The organism is Streptomyces sp. BI87 (assembly GCF_025957665.1).
Taxonomy (GTDB): Bacteria; Actinomycetota; Actinomycetes; order Streptomycetales; family Streptomycetaceae; genus Streptomyces; species Streptomyces albidoflavus.
The window spans coordinates 2639154-2652456 of the sequence record NZ_CP110079.1 but is presented as its reverse complement, the minus strand read 5'-3'; the positions used below and the strand labels follow the sequence as shown (position 1 = coordinate 2652456).

At 74.5% G+C, this 13303-nt stretch carries 15 protein-coding genes; 2 read left to right on the top strand and 13 right to left on the bottom strand.

Annotated features, from left to right (window positions below):
- Positions 1–137 precede the first annotated feature (137 nt).
- From paaE to paaN, 9 genes are read right to left on the bottom strand one after another with little or no spacing between them, the layout of a single operon-like run.
- Positions 138–1259 carry a 1,2-phenylacetyl-CoA epoxidase subunit PaaE gene (paaE, locus tag OIM89_RS11440; protein WP_226964285.1) on the bottom strand — a complete coding sequence of 374 codons (1122 nt, stop codon included), beginning with the start codon at positions 1257–1259 and terminating at the stop codon, positions 138–140.
- Positions 1260–1925 (bottom strand): 1,2-phenylacetyl-CoA epoxidase subunit PaaD, encoded by a 666-nt coding sequence (paaD, locus tag OIM89_RS11435; protein WP_264491784.1) that lies wholly within the window; start codon positions 1923–1925, stop codon positions 1260–1262. It abuts the gene before it with no gap.
- On the bottom strand, positions 1922–2782 hold the full coding sequence (paaC, locus tag OIM89_RS11430) for a 1,2-phenylacetyl-CoA epoxidase subunit PaaC (protein ID WP_030697823.1): 861 nt from the start codon (positions 2780–2782) through the stop codon (positions 1922–1924). The genes paaD and paaC overlap by 4 nt, the downstream gene beginning before the upstream one ends.
- Before the next feature lie 54 nt (positions 2783–2836).
- The gene (gene paaB / locus OIM89_RS11425) at positions 2837–3154 is read right to left on the bottom strand and encodes a 1,2-phenylacetyl-CoA epoxidase subunit PaaB (RefSeq protein WP_003950194.1); all 318 of its coding nucleotides are present in this window, start codon (positions 3152–3154) and stop codon (positions 2837–2839) included.
- Positions 3151–4131 (bottom strand): 1,2-phenylacetyl-CoA epoxidase subunit PaaA, encoded by a 981-nt coding sequence (paaA, locus tag OIM89_RS11420; RefSeq protein ID WP_030697822.1) that lies wholly within the window; start codon positions 4129–4131, stop codon positions 3151–3153. The genes paaB and paaA overlap by 4 nt, the downstream gene beginning before the upstream one ends.
- Positions 4132–4136: 5 nt before the next feature.
- Positions 4137–5021, bottom strand: a complete 885-nt coding sequence (locus OIM89_RS11415) for a 3-hydroxyacyl-CoA dehydrogenase family protein (protein WP_264491221.1) — start codon at positions 5019–5021, stop codon at positions 4137–4139.
- A complete protein-coding gene (locus tag OIM89_RS11410; protein WP_195730504.1) occupies positions 5018–5812 on the bottom strand; it encodes an enoyl-CoA hydratase/isomerase family protein in 795 nt (264 codons plus the stop codon). The genes OIM89_RS11415 and OIM89_RS11410 overlap by 4 nt, the downstream gene beginning before the upstream one ends.
- The gene (locus OIM89_RS11405) at positions 5809–7020 is read right to left on the bottom strand and encodes a thiolase family protein (protein ID WP_264491220.1); all 1212 of its coding nucleotides are present in this window, start codon (positions 7018–7020) and stop codon (positions 5809–5811) included. Before OIM89_RS11405 ends, OIM89_RS11410 begins: the two co-directional genes overlap by 4 nt.
- Before the next feature lies 1 nt (position 7021).
- On the bottom strand, positions 7022–8740 hold the full coding sequence (paaN, locus tag OIM89_RS11400) for a phenylacetic acid degradation protein PaaN (RefSeq protein ID WP_226964286.1): 1719 nt from the start codon (positions 8738–8740) through the stop codon (positions 7022–7024).
- Positions 8741–8833: 93 nt separating this feature from the next.
- Between paaN and paaI the strand changes: the two genes are divergently transcribed.
- Together paaI and paaK are read left to right on the top strand one after the other, a co-directional pair.
- Positions 8834–9376, top strand: a complete 543-nt coding sequence (gene paaI / locus OIM89_RS11395) for a hydroxyphenylacetyl-CoA thioesterase PaaI (protein WP_151168391.1) — start codon at positions 8834–8836, stop codon at positions 9374–9376.
- Positions 9373–10728 (top strand): phenylacetate--CoA ligase PaaK, encoded by a 1356-nt coding sequence (gene paaK, locus OIM89_RS11390; RefSeq protein ID WP_037665372.1) that lies wholly within the window; start codon positions 9373–9375, stop codon positions 10726–10728. The genes paaI and paaK overlap by 4 nt, the downstream gene beginning before the upstream one ends.
- Before the next feature lie 196 nt (positions 10729–10924).
- On the opposite strand, the gene OIM89_RS11385 is transcribed toward paaK, so the two are convergent.
- The 4 genes from OIM89_RS11385 to OIM89_RS11365 all read right to left on the bottom strand — a co-directional run bounded on the left by OIM89_RS11385 (position 10925) and on the right by OIM89_RS11365 (position 13165).
- Positions 10925–11155 carry a hypothetical protein gene (locus OIM89_RS11385; RefSeq protein ID WP_030697815.1) on the bottom strand — a complete coding sequence of 77 codons (231 nt, stop codon included), beginning with the start codon at positions 11153–11155 and terminating at the stop codon, positions 10925–10927.
- A gap of 176 nt (positions 11156–11331) precedes the next feature.
- A complete protein-coding gene (locus OIM89_RS11380) occupies positions 11332–11658 on the bottom strand; it encodes a hypothetical protein (protein ID WP_175457390.1) in 327 nt (108 codons plus the stop codon).
- A 361-nt stretch (positions 11659–12019) separates the two neighbouring features.
- A complete protein-coding gene (locus OIM89_RS11375; protein ID WP_175457410.1) occupies positions 12020–12772 on the bottom strand; it encodes a chaplin in 753 nt (250 codons plus the stop codon).
- A gap of 159 nt (positions 12773–12931) precedes the next feature.
- The gene (locus tag OIM89_RS11365; protein ID WP_030697812.1) at positions 12932–13165 is read right to left on the bottom strand and encodes a chaplin; all 234 of its coding nucleotides are present in this window, start codon (positions 13163–13165) and stop codon (positions 12932–12934) included.
- Between the last annotated feature and the right edge of the window lie 138 nt (positions 13166–13303).

Below are 13303 nucleotides of genomic sequence, written 5' to 3'. Positions count from 1 at the left end.
GCCGCGCCGCAATCCCCGTCGGCAGCGGACGCGCGCCCACCGAGCCACCGAGGGCGACCCCGCCGGTGACCGGCCGACCGGCGACGAAGCCCCTGACCACGCGTCAGGGGCTTCGTGGTGTGTACGAAGGTTCCGGCTCAGACGTCGAAGTCGACCGTGACCTGGTCCGATACGGGCCGGGTCTGGCAGGTCAGGACGTACCCCTGCTCGACCTCGGCCTCCTCCAGGGCGAAGTTGCGGCGCATCTCGGCCTCGCCGGAGGTGACCTTGGCGCGGCAGGTGCCGCAGACGCCGCCCTTGCAGGCGAACGGCATGTCGGGGCGGACCCGTTGGGCCCCGTCGAGGACGGTCTCGGCGCGGCTCGCCGGGAAGGTGGAGGAGCGGCCGTCGAGGACCAGGGTCACCTCGGAGACCGGGCCTTCGGGCAGCGCGTCCTCGTCGCGGCGGACGGGGGCCGGCTCCTGCTGGTCGTCGGCGAAGAACAGCTCCTGGTGGACCCGGTCGCCGGGCACCCCCAGCCGCTCCAGCAGCGCCTGCGCGTCGCGGACCATGCCGTGCGGGCCGCAGAGCCACCAGTGGTCGGTGTCGGCCACCTCCAGCAGGGCCGGGACCAGGGCGGCGAGGCGGTCGGCGTCGAGGCGGCCGGAGAGGATCTCGGCCTCGCGCGGCTCCCGGGAGAGGATGTGCGCGACCTGGAAGCGGTCGGCGTACCGGTCCTTCAGGTCGGCCAGTTCGTCGGCGAACATCACCGTGCCCGAGCGGCGGTTGCCGTAGAGCAGGGTGACGCGGGCCTGTGGGTGGCCGGCGAGGACCGAGGCGGCGATGGAGAGCATCGGGGTGATGCCGGAGCCGGCGGCGACCAGGACGTGGTGCCCCGGCTCGCCGAGGGCCGGGGTGAACAGGCCGGTCGGCTCCATCACGTCGACCACGTCGCCGGGCCGCACCTCGCGCACCAGCCAGGTCGAGAAGAGGCCGTCCGGCACCACCCGCACGCCGATCCGGGGGGCGGCGCCGGCCGGGGCGCAGAGCGAGTACGAGCGGCGCTCGTCGCGGCCCTCCACGGTGCGGCGGACCGTCAGGGACTGGCCCGGGGCGAAGGCGAAGGCCTCCGCGAGGGCGTCGGGCACCTCGAAGGTGACGGCGGCGGCGTCCTCGCACAGCGGCTCCACGGAGGCCACCCGCAGCGCGTGGAACCGGGGCCTGCGGCGCGCGGGGGCCGGGGCCGGGGCGGCGGGGGCGGGCGAGGTGGGCGCGGACATCTAGATCTCCTTGACGTGCTCGAAGGGTTCCCGGCAGGCGAGGCAGCGGCGCAGCGCCCGGCAGGAGGTGGCGGAGAACCGGGAGATCTCCTCCGTCCGCCCCGATCCGCAGAGCGGGCACGCCACCTCGGGCGCGGCCGTGCGGGTCGGCGACAGCGTGAGCGGCACCGGGCCCGAGCGGTGCGGGGCCGGTCCGGGCGGCGCGATGTGGTGCGCGGCGAGGGCCCGGCGCCCGGCCTCGCTGATCCAGTCCGTCGACCACGGCGGGTCCAGCACGGTGACCACCCGCACCTCGGGGAAACCCGCCTCGTGCAGGGCCCGTACGGTCTCGGCGCGCATCTCGGCGAGGGCCGGACAGCCCGAGTAGGTCGGGGTGAGCGCCACCTCGACCGCGCCGTCCTTCGCGTACGCCACCGAGCGGAGCACGCCGAGGTCGGCCAGGGTCAGCATGGGCAGTTCGGGGTCGCGGACGGCCGATGCGGCGGCGCGGGCCAGCTCCAGCCCGTCCCCGGCTCCGTCTCCGTCCGCAGCGGTGACCGGCCCGGCGTCCGGGACCGCGCGCAGGACCGGGCCGCCGGTGTCGCGGGCCGCCTCGGCGAGGACCGCGTCGAGGCCGGCGTCGAAGAGCGCGGCCGGGACGGTGACCGCCGCGCCGGGCCGGGTCACCACGCCGCCCCGGGGTGGGCGCGGGCCACCGACTGGAGCTCTTCGAGGAGCGGCGCCAGGTGCTCGGTGCGCTCACCGGAGCGGCCCGCGCCGGAGTGCGCCGGGTGGGCGCCCACCGTCAGCCCGGCCGCGCGCGCCGTCTCCTCCCACACCTGCCGCAGTTCGGCCGCGGCCCCCGCCGCGTCGCCGCCGAGCGCGTCGGCCGAGGTGTCGGCGGCCAGCTCACCCAGCCACGGCCCGACCTCGTCGTACCCGGCCTGCATGCGGCGGGCCGACTCCTCGGTGCCGTCACCGAGCCGCACGATCCAGTCGGCGGCGAACTGGCGGTGGTACGCCAGTTCCTTGACGCCCTTGGCGGCGATGGCGGCCAGCACCGGGTCCGGGGCGGCGGCCAGGCGCTGGAAGAGGGCGAGCCGCCAGGCGGAGAGGGCGAGCAGCCGCGCCATGGAGAAGGCGAAGTCGCCGCGCGGGAGTTCGGCGAGGCGGACGTTGCGGAAGGCGTCCGCCTCGCGCCAGTAGGCGTAGTCGTCCTCGCCGCGCCCGGTGCCGTCCACCTGCCCGGTGCGGGCGTACAGCAGGCGGGCCTGGCCGAGGAGGTCGAGGCCGATGTTGGCGAGGGCCAGCTCGATCTCCAGCTCGGGGGCGTCGGTGGTCCACTGGGCGAGGCGCTGCGCGCCGACCAGGGCGTCGTCGCCGAGGGCGAGGCAGAGCGCGGCCAGGGCGGCGGCGTCGACCCCGTCGGGGACGGTGGTGTCCACGCCGTGCAGCGGGTCCTCGAAGCCCGTACCGAAAGCCCAGCGGCCCTCGCCGTCCTCTGCTCCGGCGGCCAGGGACGCCGAGAGGTGCTCGTCACTCATCGGGGGTGCTCCTTGTTCCGTGGTTCTCTGCTGCTCGGGGTGGGGCGGGGGCCGCTAGATGTGCGGGACGTCCTCGGGGATGTCGTAGAACGTCGGGTGCCGGTAGACCTTGTCGCCGCTGGGGGCGAAGAAGGGGTCCTTCTCGTCCGGGGCGGAGGCGGCGATGTCGGTGGAGCGGACCGCCCAGATGGAGACGCCCTCGTTGCGGCGGGTGTAGAGGTCCCGGGCGTTGAGCAGGGCCATCCGGTCGTCGGCGGCGCGCAGCGAGCCGACGTGGACGTGGTTGAGGCCGCGCTTGCCGCGCACGAAGATCTCGTAGAGCGGCCAGGAGCCACGCGGGCTCCCGGTGGCGGGGGTAGGGGTCTCGCTCATGCGGCGGCCTCCGTCCGGTCGGGCCCGGTGTGGCGGGCGGTGTGCTTGGCGGCGTGGGCGGCGGCGGCCTCGCGGACCCAGGCGCCCTCGTCGTGGGCGGCGCGGCGGCGGGCGACGCGCTCGGCGTTGCACGGGCCGTCGCCGGAGATGACCCGCATCAGCTCGGCGTAGTCGGGCGTGCCGAAGTCGTACCGGCCGCGCTCCTCGTTCCACCTCAGCTCGGGGTCGGGGAGGGTGACGCCGAGGTGTTCGGCCTGGGGGACGGTCATGTCGACGAAGCGCTGGCGCAGTTCGTCGTTGGAGTGCCGCTTGATCTTCCAGGCCATGGAGCGCTCGGAGTTGGGCGAGTTGTCGTCCGGCGGGCCGAACATCATCAGCGACGGCCACCACCAGCGGTCCACCGCGTCCTGCACCATCGCCCGCTGGGACTCGGTGCCGGACATCATCGTCATCAGCAGCTCGTAACCCTGCCGCTGGTGGAACGACTCCTCCTTGCAGACCCGCACCATCGCCCGCGCGTACGGGCCGTACGAACTGCGGCAGAGCGGGACCTGGTTGCAGATGGCGGCGCCGTCCACGAACCAGCCGATGACGCCGACGTCGGCGAAGGTCGGCGTCGGGTAGTTGAAGATCGACGAGTACTTCTGGCGGCCGGTGATCAGCCGCTCGGTGAGATCGTCGCGGTCGGCGCCGAGCGTCTCGGCCGCGCTGTACAGGTACAGCCCGTGGCCCGCTTCGTCCTGGACCTTGGCGAAGAGGATCGACTTGCGGCGCAGCGAGGGCGCGCGGGTGATCCAGTCGCCCTCCGGCTGCATCCCGATGATCTCGGAGTGGGCGTGCTGCGCGATCTGCCGGATCAGCGTCTTCCGGTACCCCTCGGGCATCCAGTCGCGCGGCTCCACCCGCTGGTCGCGGGCGATCGTCGCGTCGAAGTACTCCTGGAGCGCGCTCTCGCCGGGCGCCTCGGTCTCGGTCATCTGGCTCACCTCTGCTTCTCCCACGTGTGGAATCCCTGTCCGGTGGAGCGCCCCAGCTCGCCCCGGGCCACCTTGTCCCGCAGGAGCCGCGGCGGCGCGAACCGCTCGCCGAGGGTGGCGTGCAGGTACTCGGCGATGGCCAGGCGTACGTCGAGACCGACCAGGTCGGTCAGACGCAGCGGGCCCATCGGGTGCTTGTAGCCGAGCCGCATGGCGTCGTCGATGGCCTCGGCGGAGGCCACGCCCTCCTCGACCATGCGGATGGCCTCCAGGCCGAGCGCCACGCCGAGCCGGCTGGAGGCGAAGCCCGGCGAGTCCTTGACGACGACGTCCTTCTTGCCGAGCGCCGCCGTCCAGGCCAGCGCCCGGCCCACCACGGCCGGGTCGGTGTCGTCCGCGACGACCAGCTCGATCAGGGCGGAGGCCGGGACCGGGTTGAAGAAGTGCAGGCCGAGAAAGCGCCCGGGCCGCTCCAGCACCGCCGCCAGCTCGGTGACCGAGAGCGAACTGGTGTTGGTCGCCAGCACCGTCCCCTCGCCCACCACCTGCTCGGCGGCGGCCAGCAGCTTCGCCTTCAGCCCGGCGTCCTCCGGTACGGCCTCCACGACCAGCTCGGTCGCCGGGTCCAGTCCGGTCACCGCGTCGGCGAAGGCCATCCGGTCCAGCACCTCGGCCGGGTCGGCGTCGATCAGCCCGCGCCCGGCGGCCCGCTGAAGCGACCCGGCGATCCGCTCGCGGACCGCCTCGGCGGCCTCGCGGCTCTGCTCGACCACGGTGACCGGCGCCCCGGCCGTCGCGAAGGACTGGGCGATGCCCGCGCCCATCCGCCCGCCGCCGATCACGGCGACGCTGCGGGGCAGGGCGGGGGCCGGTCCGGCTCCGGTGGTCATGAGCGGGCCTCCGAGGGGGCGGGGGTGGTGGAGCGGGCTGAGCCGCGCTCCAGGAAGGCGGTCATGCGCTCGCGCTTGTCGGCGCCCTCGAAGAGGACGGCCTGCGCGAGGTCGTCGGCGACCGGGTGGGCGCCGGGGGAGTCCACGACGAGCTTGGTCAGCCGCAGCGCGGTCGCCGACTGGCGGGCCATCCGGTCGATCAACCGGTGGGCGGCGGCGGTGAGTTCCTTCGCCGGAACCACGTCGGCGACGAGGCCGCAGGCGAGCGCCGCCTCGGCGTCCAGCCGCCGGCCGGCCAGCAGCACCTGCTTGGCGACCGACTCGCCGACCAGCTCCGGCAGCCGCCAGCAGGCCCCGGCGGCGGCGAGGATGCCGAGGCCGGGCTCCGGGTTGCCGAAGACCGCGTCGGGCCCGGCGATCCGCAGGTCGCAGGCGTAGGCCAGCTCGGCGCCGCCGCCCAGCGCCCAGCCGTCGACAGCGGCCACCGTCGGCATCGGGAGCCGGCGGACCCGCTCGAAGAGGCGGCTGTTGACGCCCTGGAGCGCCTGGTCCCGGCCCCGCTCGCGCAGCTCCGCGATGTCGGCGCCGCCCGCGAAGACCCGTCCGGCGCCGGTCAGCAGCAGGAAGCGCGGCTCGTCCTCCAGCCGCTCGCAGACCGTGTGCAGCTCGCGGATCATGCGCGCGCTGATCGCGTTCCGCGCCTCGGGCCGGTCCAGGGTCACCACGACCCGGTCGTCCCGCTCCTGGACGGTGAGCGTGGTGAACGCGCCCGTACGCGTATCCGTACTCATACCCGCTCCACCAGCATCGCGACGCCCTGCCCGACACCGACGCAGAGCGTGGCCAGGCCCCGGCGGGCGTCCTCGCGCTCCAGGCGGCCCAGCAGGGTCAAGAGGATGCGGGAGCCCGAGGAGCCCAGCGGGTGGCCCAGCGCGATGGCGCCGCCGTCGGCGTTGACCCGCTCCGGGTCCAGCTTGAGGCGGCCGATGACGGCGAGGGCCTGGGCGGCGAACGCCTCGTTCAGCTCGGCGGCCTCCACGTCGGCCGCCGTCCACCCGGCCCGCTCCAGCGCCTTGTGGGTCGCCGGGACCGGGCCGAGGCCCATCAGATGCGGCTCGACCCCGGCCGAGGCGGAGGTGACGATCCGGGCGCGGGGCGTCAGCCCGTACCGCTCGACGGCCGCGCCGCTCGCCACGACCAGCGCCGAGGCGCCGTCCGAGAGGGGCGAGGAGGCACCGGCGGTGACGATGCCGTCGGCCCGGAAGACGGTCCGCAGCGTCGCCAGCTTCTCCAGCGTGGTGGAGGGGCGCGGGCCCTCGTCCGCCGTGACCTCGCCGTCCTTGACGGGGACGGGGACGATCTCGCGGTCGAAGTGCCCGGCGCGCTGGGCCGCCACCGCCCGCTGGTGCGAGCGGAGCGCGAAGGCGTCGGACTGCTCGCGGGTGATCCCGTCGAGCGTGGCGACCTCCTCGGCCGTCTCGCCCATGGAGAGGGTCACCGGGCCCTCGCCGGGCGCCGGGGCCCGGTCGGCCGCGGCGAACCTCGGGTTGGTGAACCGCCACCCCAGCGAGGTGTCGAAGACCTCGCCGGGCTTGGCCCAGGGCGTGCCCGGCTTCGCCATCACCCACGGCGCCCGGGTCATCGACTCGACGCCGCCCGCCACCACCACCCCGGCCTCGCCGGAGCGGACGGCCTGCGCGGCCGAGGCGACGGCGGTCAGGCCCGAGGCGCAGAGCCGGTTGACGGTGTAGCCGGGCACCGTGTGCGGCAGCCCCGCCAGGAGCACCGCCATCCGTGCCACGTCCCGGTTGTCCTCGCCCGCCTGGTTGGCGGCGCCGAGGATCACCTCGTCGACGGCGTCGGCCGGGACCTGGGCGCGCCGCACGGCCTCGCCGACGACCAGCGCGGCCAGGTCGTCGGGGCGGACCTGGGCGAGCGCCCCGCCGTACTTGCCCTGCGGGGTGCGCGCCCCGTCGATCAGGTAGACCTCCTCCGGCACCTCAGGCCCCCTGGACGAGGCGGGCCGGGCGGCGGGACTGGAGGGTGTGGAAGCGGCCGGTGACGAAGGCCGGGTCGGTGAGGGTGGCCGAGGCGGCCGGGTTGGCGGCCGAGCCGTGGAAGTCGGAGAAGGCCGCCGACTGGTTGACGAAGACCGAGCCGGTGAAGTTCTCCGCCAGGTGCACGCCCGCGTCCAGCGCCGCCTCCCGGGCCCGCTCCAGCACGTCCTCGTCGGTGGAGTGGACGGTGGCGGTCAGCGCGCCGTGCGCGCCGACGGTCTCCCGGAAGAGCGCGAGGGAGTGGTCGGTGGAGTCGGTGGCGATCACGAAGGAGATCGGCCCGAACCACTCGCTGCGGTACGTCTCGGCGTCCGCGTCGGCGTCCACCAGGGTGACCAGCGGCGACCGCTGCACCGCCGCCTCCGAGGACGGGTGGACCAGGGCCTGCCCGCCCCAGCTGGTGCCGCCCAGCTTCGCGGCCCGCTCGACCCGCTCCACCACCGGCGTACCGACCAGCGCGCCCAGCGTCCCGGCCGCCCGCTCCGGGTCACCGAGCAGCTTGTCGAGGGCCGCGCCCAGGTCCGCGCCGAACTCGGCCGGGGTCTTCACGCCCTGGTCGGTGGCGAAACCCTCACGCGGTACGTAGAGGTTCTGCGGGGTGGTGCACATCTGGCCGCTGTAGAGGGAGAGCGAGAACGAGAGGTTCCGCAACAGCCCCTTGTAGTCGTCGGTGGAGTCCAGGACGACCGTGTTGAGCCCGGCCTTCTCGGTGAAGACGGCGGCCTGGAGGGCGTTGCGCTCCAGCCAGGTGCCGAACTCCGAGGAGCCGGTGAAGTCGACGATCCGCACGTCCGGGTGGACGGCCAGCTCGGCGGCACTCCGCCCGCCCGCCTCCTCGGCGGCGAGCAGCACCACGTCCGGGTCGAACCCGGCCTCGGCCAGCACCTCACGGGCGATGGAGACGCTGATCGCCAGCGGCAGGATCGCGCCCGGGTGCGGCTTGACGATCACCGGGTTGCCGGTGACCAGCGAGGCGAACAGGCCCGGGTAGCCGTTCCAGGTCGGGAAGGTGTTGCAGGCGACCAGCAGCGAGACGCCCGCGCCGAGGGGCGTGAACGTCTTCTCCAGCACCGTCGGCTCACCCTTGCGCGCGGGCTTCTCCCACCGCGCCGCCGCCGGGTGCCGCTTCTGCTCCGCCCAGGCGTACGCCACCGCCTCCAGACCCCGGTCCTGCGCGTTGGGCCCGCCCGCCTGGAAGGCCATCACGAAGGGCTGGCCCGTCGTGTGGTGGACGGCGTGGCCGATCTCGAAGGAGGCCGCGTTGAGCCGGGCCAGGATCTCGGCGGCGACCCCGGCGCGCTCGTCCGGGGTGGCCCGGCGCCAGCTCCGCCCGGCGGCCTTGGCGGCGGCCACCGCGTCGGCCGGGGCCAGGCGCGGGTAGGTCACGCCGAGCGCGCGGCCGTAGGGGGAGACCTCGCCGCCGACGGCGCCCGCCTCACCGGGGTGGCCGGGCAGCGCGAAGGGGCGGCCGAGCCGCGCCTCGAAGGCCGCCTCGCCCGCCTCGGCCGCGCCGTCGCCGTAGACGGAACGGCTCGGCGACTCCGGGTACGCCGACCAGTACCCGCGGGCGGTGATCTCGGCCGAAGCCCTGCTCAGCAGGGTCTCGTGGCGGGCGAAGAAGTCGGCCGCACCGGTGGTGGCGGTGGCGTCGGGAGAAGGCATGGGCACCCCTTGACAGGCAGATCGGATGCTGAATTACTGAGCTGGTCGCAAGCTAACCGAATGTTCGGTCGGGCAGCAAGGGGTGATGGCCACATGGGACGCGGCGAGAACGTGACGACCGGCCCGCGCACCGGTCTCCAGGAGCGGGCGGAGCCCGGTATTCCGGGGGTGTCGCCGGGCCCCGGGACCGCCGGCGCATCCGGCGCCGGCCGTTCGGCCGACCGGGTGACGCCCGACCCCGCCGGCCCCGCCGCCCGGATGTTCGCCGCCGACGCCGCCTCCCGAGGGCTCGGAATGACCCTCCAGGCCGTCGGCGAAGGCACCGCGAGCGTCGGCATGACCGTCACCGGCGCCATGGTCAACGGCCACGGCAACGCCCACGGCGGCTTCCTCTTCACCCTCGCCGACACCGCCTTCGCCTGCGCCTGCAACAGCTACGGTCCGCAGGCCGTCGGGGCCGCCGCCGACATCGTCTTCGTCGCCCCCGCCCGCGAGGGCGACGTACTGACCGCTCACGCCGTGGAACGCACCCGCTTCGGACGCAGCGGGGTCTACGACGTCCGCGTCACCCGCGACGACCAGGTCGTCGCCGAGTTCCGCGGCCACAGCCGCGTGATACGAGCCGTGGAAGGATGATCATGAACAGCACTGCGGCCGGGACAGGGACGTCCCGGCTGGGCGAGCCGCTGCCCGACGAGCTGAAGGACCCCGCGGAGCGCCTCACCGTGCCCGAACTGCGCGCCCTCCAGCTGGAGCGACTGCGCGCCAGCCTGCGCCACGCCTACGAGAACGTGCCGCTGTACCGCCGCACGTTCGAGGAGGCCCAGGTCACCCCGGACGACTGCCGCACCCTCGACGACCTCGCGCGCTTCCCCTTCACCGCCAAGGCCGACCTGCGCGAGTCGTACCCCTTCGGCATGTTCGCCGTCCCGCAGGCCGACATCCGCCGCATCCACGCCTCCAGCGGCACCACCGGCCGCCCCACCGTCGTCGGCTACACCGACCACGACCTCTCCGTCTGGGCCGACCTCGTCGCCCGCTCCCTGCGCGCCGCCGGCGCCCGCCGGGGCGACAAGGTCCACGTGGCGTACGGCTACGGCCTCTTCACCGGCGGCCTCGGCGCCCACTACGGCGTCGAGCGCGCCGGCTGCACCGTCATCCCCGCCTCCGGCGGCATGACCGCCCGGCAGGTCCAGATCATCCAGGACTTCCGGCCCGAGATCATCATGGTCACCCCGTCCTACCTGCTCACCCTCCTCGACGAGTTCGAGCGCCAGGGCATCGACCCGCGCACCACCTCGCTGCGCGCCGGCGTCTTCGGCGCCGAGCCGTGGACCGAGGAGATGCGCCGCGAGATCGAGGACCGCATGGACCTCCACGCCGTCGACATCTACGGCCTCTCCGAGGTCATGGGCCCCGGCGTCGCCCAGGAGTGCGTCGACACCAAGGACGGCCTGCACCTGTGGGAGGACCACTTCTACCCGGAGATCGTCGACCCGGTCACCGGCGAGGTCCTGCCCGACGGCGAACACGGCGAACTGGTCCTCACCAGCCTCACCAAGGAGGCCATGCCGGTCGTCCGCTACCGCACCCGCGACCTGACCCGGCTCCTCCCCGGCACCGCCCGCCCCGCCATGCGCCGCATGGAGAAGATCAGCGGCCGCTCCGACGACATGATCATCCTGCGCGGGGTCAACCTCTTCCCCAGCCAGATCGAGGAGATCCTGCTCCGCACCGAGGGCGTAGCCCCCCACTTCCAGCTCCACCTGACGAAGCGCGGCCGCATGGACCACCTGACGGTACGCGCCGAGGCCCGGCCCACCGCCGGCGCCGCCCTGCGCGAGCGGGCCGCCGCCGTCATCGGCAAGGCCGTCAAGGACGGCGTCGGCGTCACCGCCGCCGTGGAGATCGTCGACCCCGAGACGCTGGAACGCTCCGTCGGCAAGATCCGCCGCATCGTCGACGAGCGGGCGGCGGCCTCTGCCTGACCCCGCCCGGCCCGGCCGGCTGGGCCGTCGGAGGGACCCGGCCGCGCCGCGCCGCGTCGCGGGCGGGGTGATCATCGCACCGCGTGCGACGATCCGGGAGCCGACGGGAACCCACACGCGGAAGGGGCCCCGCGCACCGTGCGGCGCGGAGCCCCTTCCCGTGTGCCCCGGGATCACTCCCGGTGTCGACCGCCGGTCAGAGCAGGTCGAGGTCGAGCACGTCGTTCAGCACCTGGTCCAGGTCCAGGAGGTCGTTGTCCTGGTTCTGGTTCTGGGTGTAGTTGTTGTCCGGGTCGCTCAGGAAGGTGCCCTGGTCGCCGGCGGGCGTGCCGTACGGGTCCGCGGCCGAGGCGGCACCGGCGAGCGGGACGAGGGCGGCGGCGGCGAGGGCCGCGGCGGCTGCCGTACGGCCGAGCATCTTGCGCATGCTGTGCTCCTGTGTGCGGAGAAAAAGGGACATCAGGAGCCCTACCTCCACCCGCCGCCGCCCCATGCGTGCCGCGCCGCCCCGCCAGCACACCGAGCGGTCTTCCGGGGCCGGACGGGCGCCCAGCGGATGCGCGGGCGCCCCCGCCGTGTCCGCCCGGCCGGCGGCACCGTGGGTCAGGTCAGCGGCAGGCCCTTCAGCGGCACCCCGCCGAGCAGCGTCTTGGCCCCGGAGGCGACCTGGCTGACGCCCTCCCCGGCCTTGCCCAGGTCGCTGCCGCGCACCTGGTCCACGGCGCTGTCGGCGCCGCGCAGCAGCGGGTCGGTGACCTGGCCGCCGAGGCGGTGGGTCTCCAGCGACTCGGTCAGCTTGTCCGCGCCCGCGTTGAGGCTCATCGGCACCCCCGAGGTGTCGACGGCGAGCGCGGGGGTCGCGGCGGCGGCCGCGGCACCGGCCGCCAGCATCGAGACGGCGAGCGCGGAGGCGGTCCTGCGGTGCTTCATGTGCGTCCTTCTTCCGTGCCGGGAGACGGCCCGGCGCTCCGGTCGAATCCGCTCGCCCGCCGGCGACTTCTCCCGTACGGCCGCGTGAATTCGACTGCGTGAATGCCTCTGCTCAACGAAAGGCCGCTGCCCGGGAAACCCGGCGGACCACTCGCCGCCGGTGGATTCACCCGGACGCGTGGCGCGGAGGCCCGGAGCGAATACGGCGAAAGGTCTTCTCTCATGTGCTGCGGAATTCCGGAGAGTTCGCCCCCGAACGCCGACCGGGCCGCCCCGCGCGGTGGGGCGGGGCGACCCGGAAAGAGCCGTCCCGCCCGGCGAGCGGCCGGGCGGGACGGGGTGGGGCCCGAGGGCCGTACGGTCAGCGGCGCGCGGACCTGGCGCGACGGACCATCAGCAGGCCACCGCCGAGCAGGGCGGCGGAGAGGGCGGCGGCGCTGCCGATCTCACCGGCACCGGTCTCGGCCAGCTCCTCCTTGGGCTGCTCCCGCTCGGTGGGGGGCTCTTCGGTCGGGGGCTGCTCCGTGGGGGGCTGCTCAGTGGGCGGCTCTTCGGTCGGAGGCTCCTCGGTCGGGGGCTCCTCCGTGGGGGGCTGCTCGGTGGGAGGCTCCTCCGTGGGGGGCTGCTCGGTCGGGGGCTGCTCCGTAGGCGGCTCCTCGGTCGGAGGCTGCTCGGTGGGCGGCTCCTCGGTGGGCGGCTCCTCGGTCGGAGGCTTCGCCGGCGGCTTGCCGTCGCTGTTGACGCACTCGTTGCCGAAGGCCGGGTTGAGCAGGCCGACCACGTCGACCGAGTTGCCGCAGACGTTGAGCGGCACGTGGACCGGGGCCTGGACGACGTTGCCCGAGGCCACGCCGGGGGAGTTGGTGGCCGCGCCCTCGGCCTTGGCGCCCCCGTCGCCGACGTTGGCGCACGCGTTGCCGAACGCCGGGTTGAGGAGCGCGATGACGTTGACGGTGTTGCCGCAGAGGTTCACCGGCACGTGGACCGGGGCCTGGACGGTGTTGCCGGAGGCGACGCCCGGGGAGTTCGCGGCGGCTCCCGCCGCGCCCGCGTCGCCGTGGGCGGCTCCGCCCGTCACCGAGAGGAGGCCGGTCGCCGCCGCGGCGGCGAGCATGCTCCTGCTCATAACCTGTCGCACTTGATCGTTCCCTGTCTTTTCAGGTCGGGAGGGCCCGATGCCCGCCCGTGCTGCTGGGGGAACGGCCCCCGAACGCATGGCGTGCGTTCAGGGGCCGTTCCGCGAGTCCGGGCGCCAGGCGCCCGAGGGGCGCCGTCAGACGTTGGCGCACTTGTTGCCGAAGGCCGGGTTCAGCAGGCCGATGACGTTGACGGTGTTGCCGCACAGGTTCACGGGGACGTGGACCGGAACCTGGACCACGTTGCCCGAGAGGACACCGGGGGAGTGGGTGGCGGCGGCACCGGCACCCGCGTCGGCCAGGGCCGGGGTGGCCGCGCCGACGGCCATCAGGGAACCGGCGAGGAATGCGGCGCTCTTCATGTACTTCACGGTTGTACCTTTCCGGCGGCGACGCCCTACACAGCCACGTCTTTCGCGCTGCACGAGTCGGTGTCACGCCCCGTTTCGTCGCCGTCGATATCGGTAACGACCGGAATGGTGTGAGGAAACTGCGGAAATGCGGGCGGT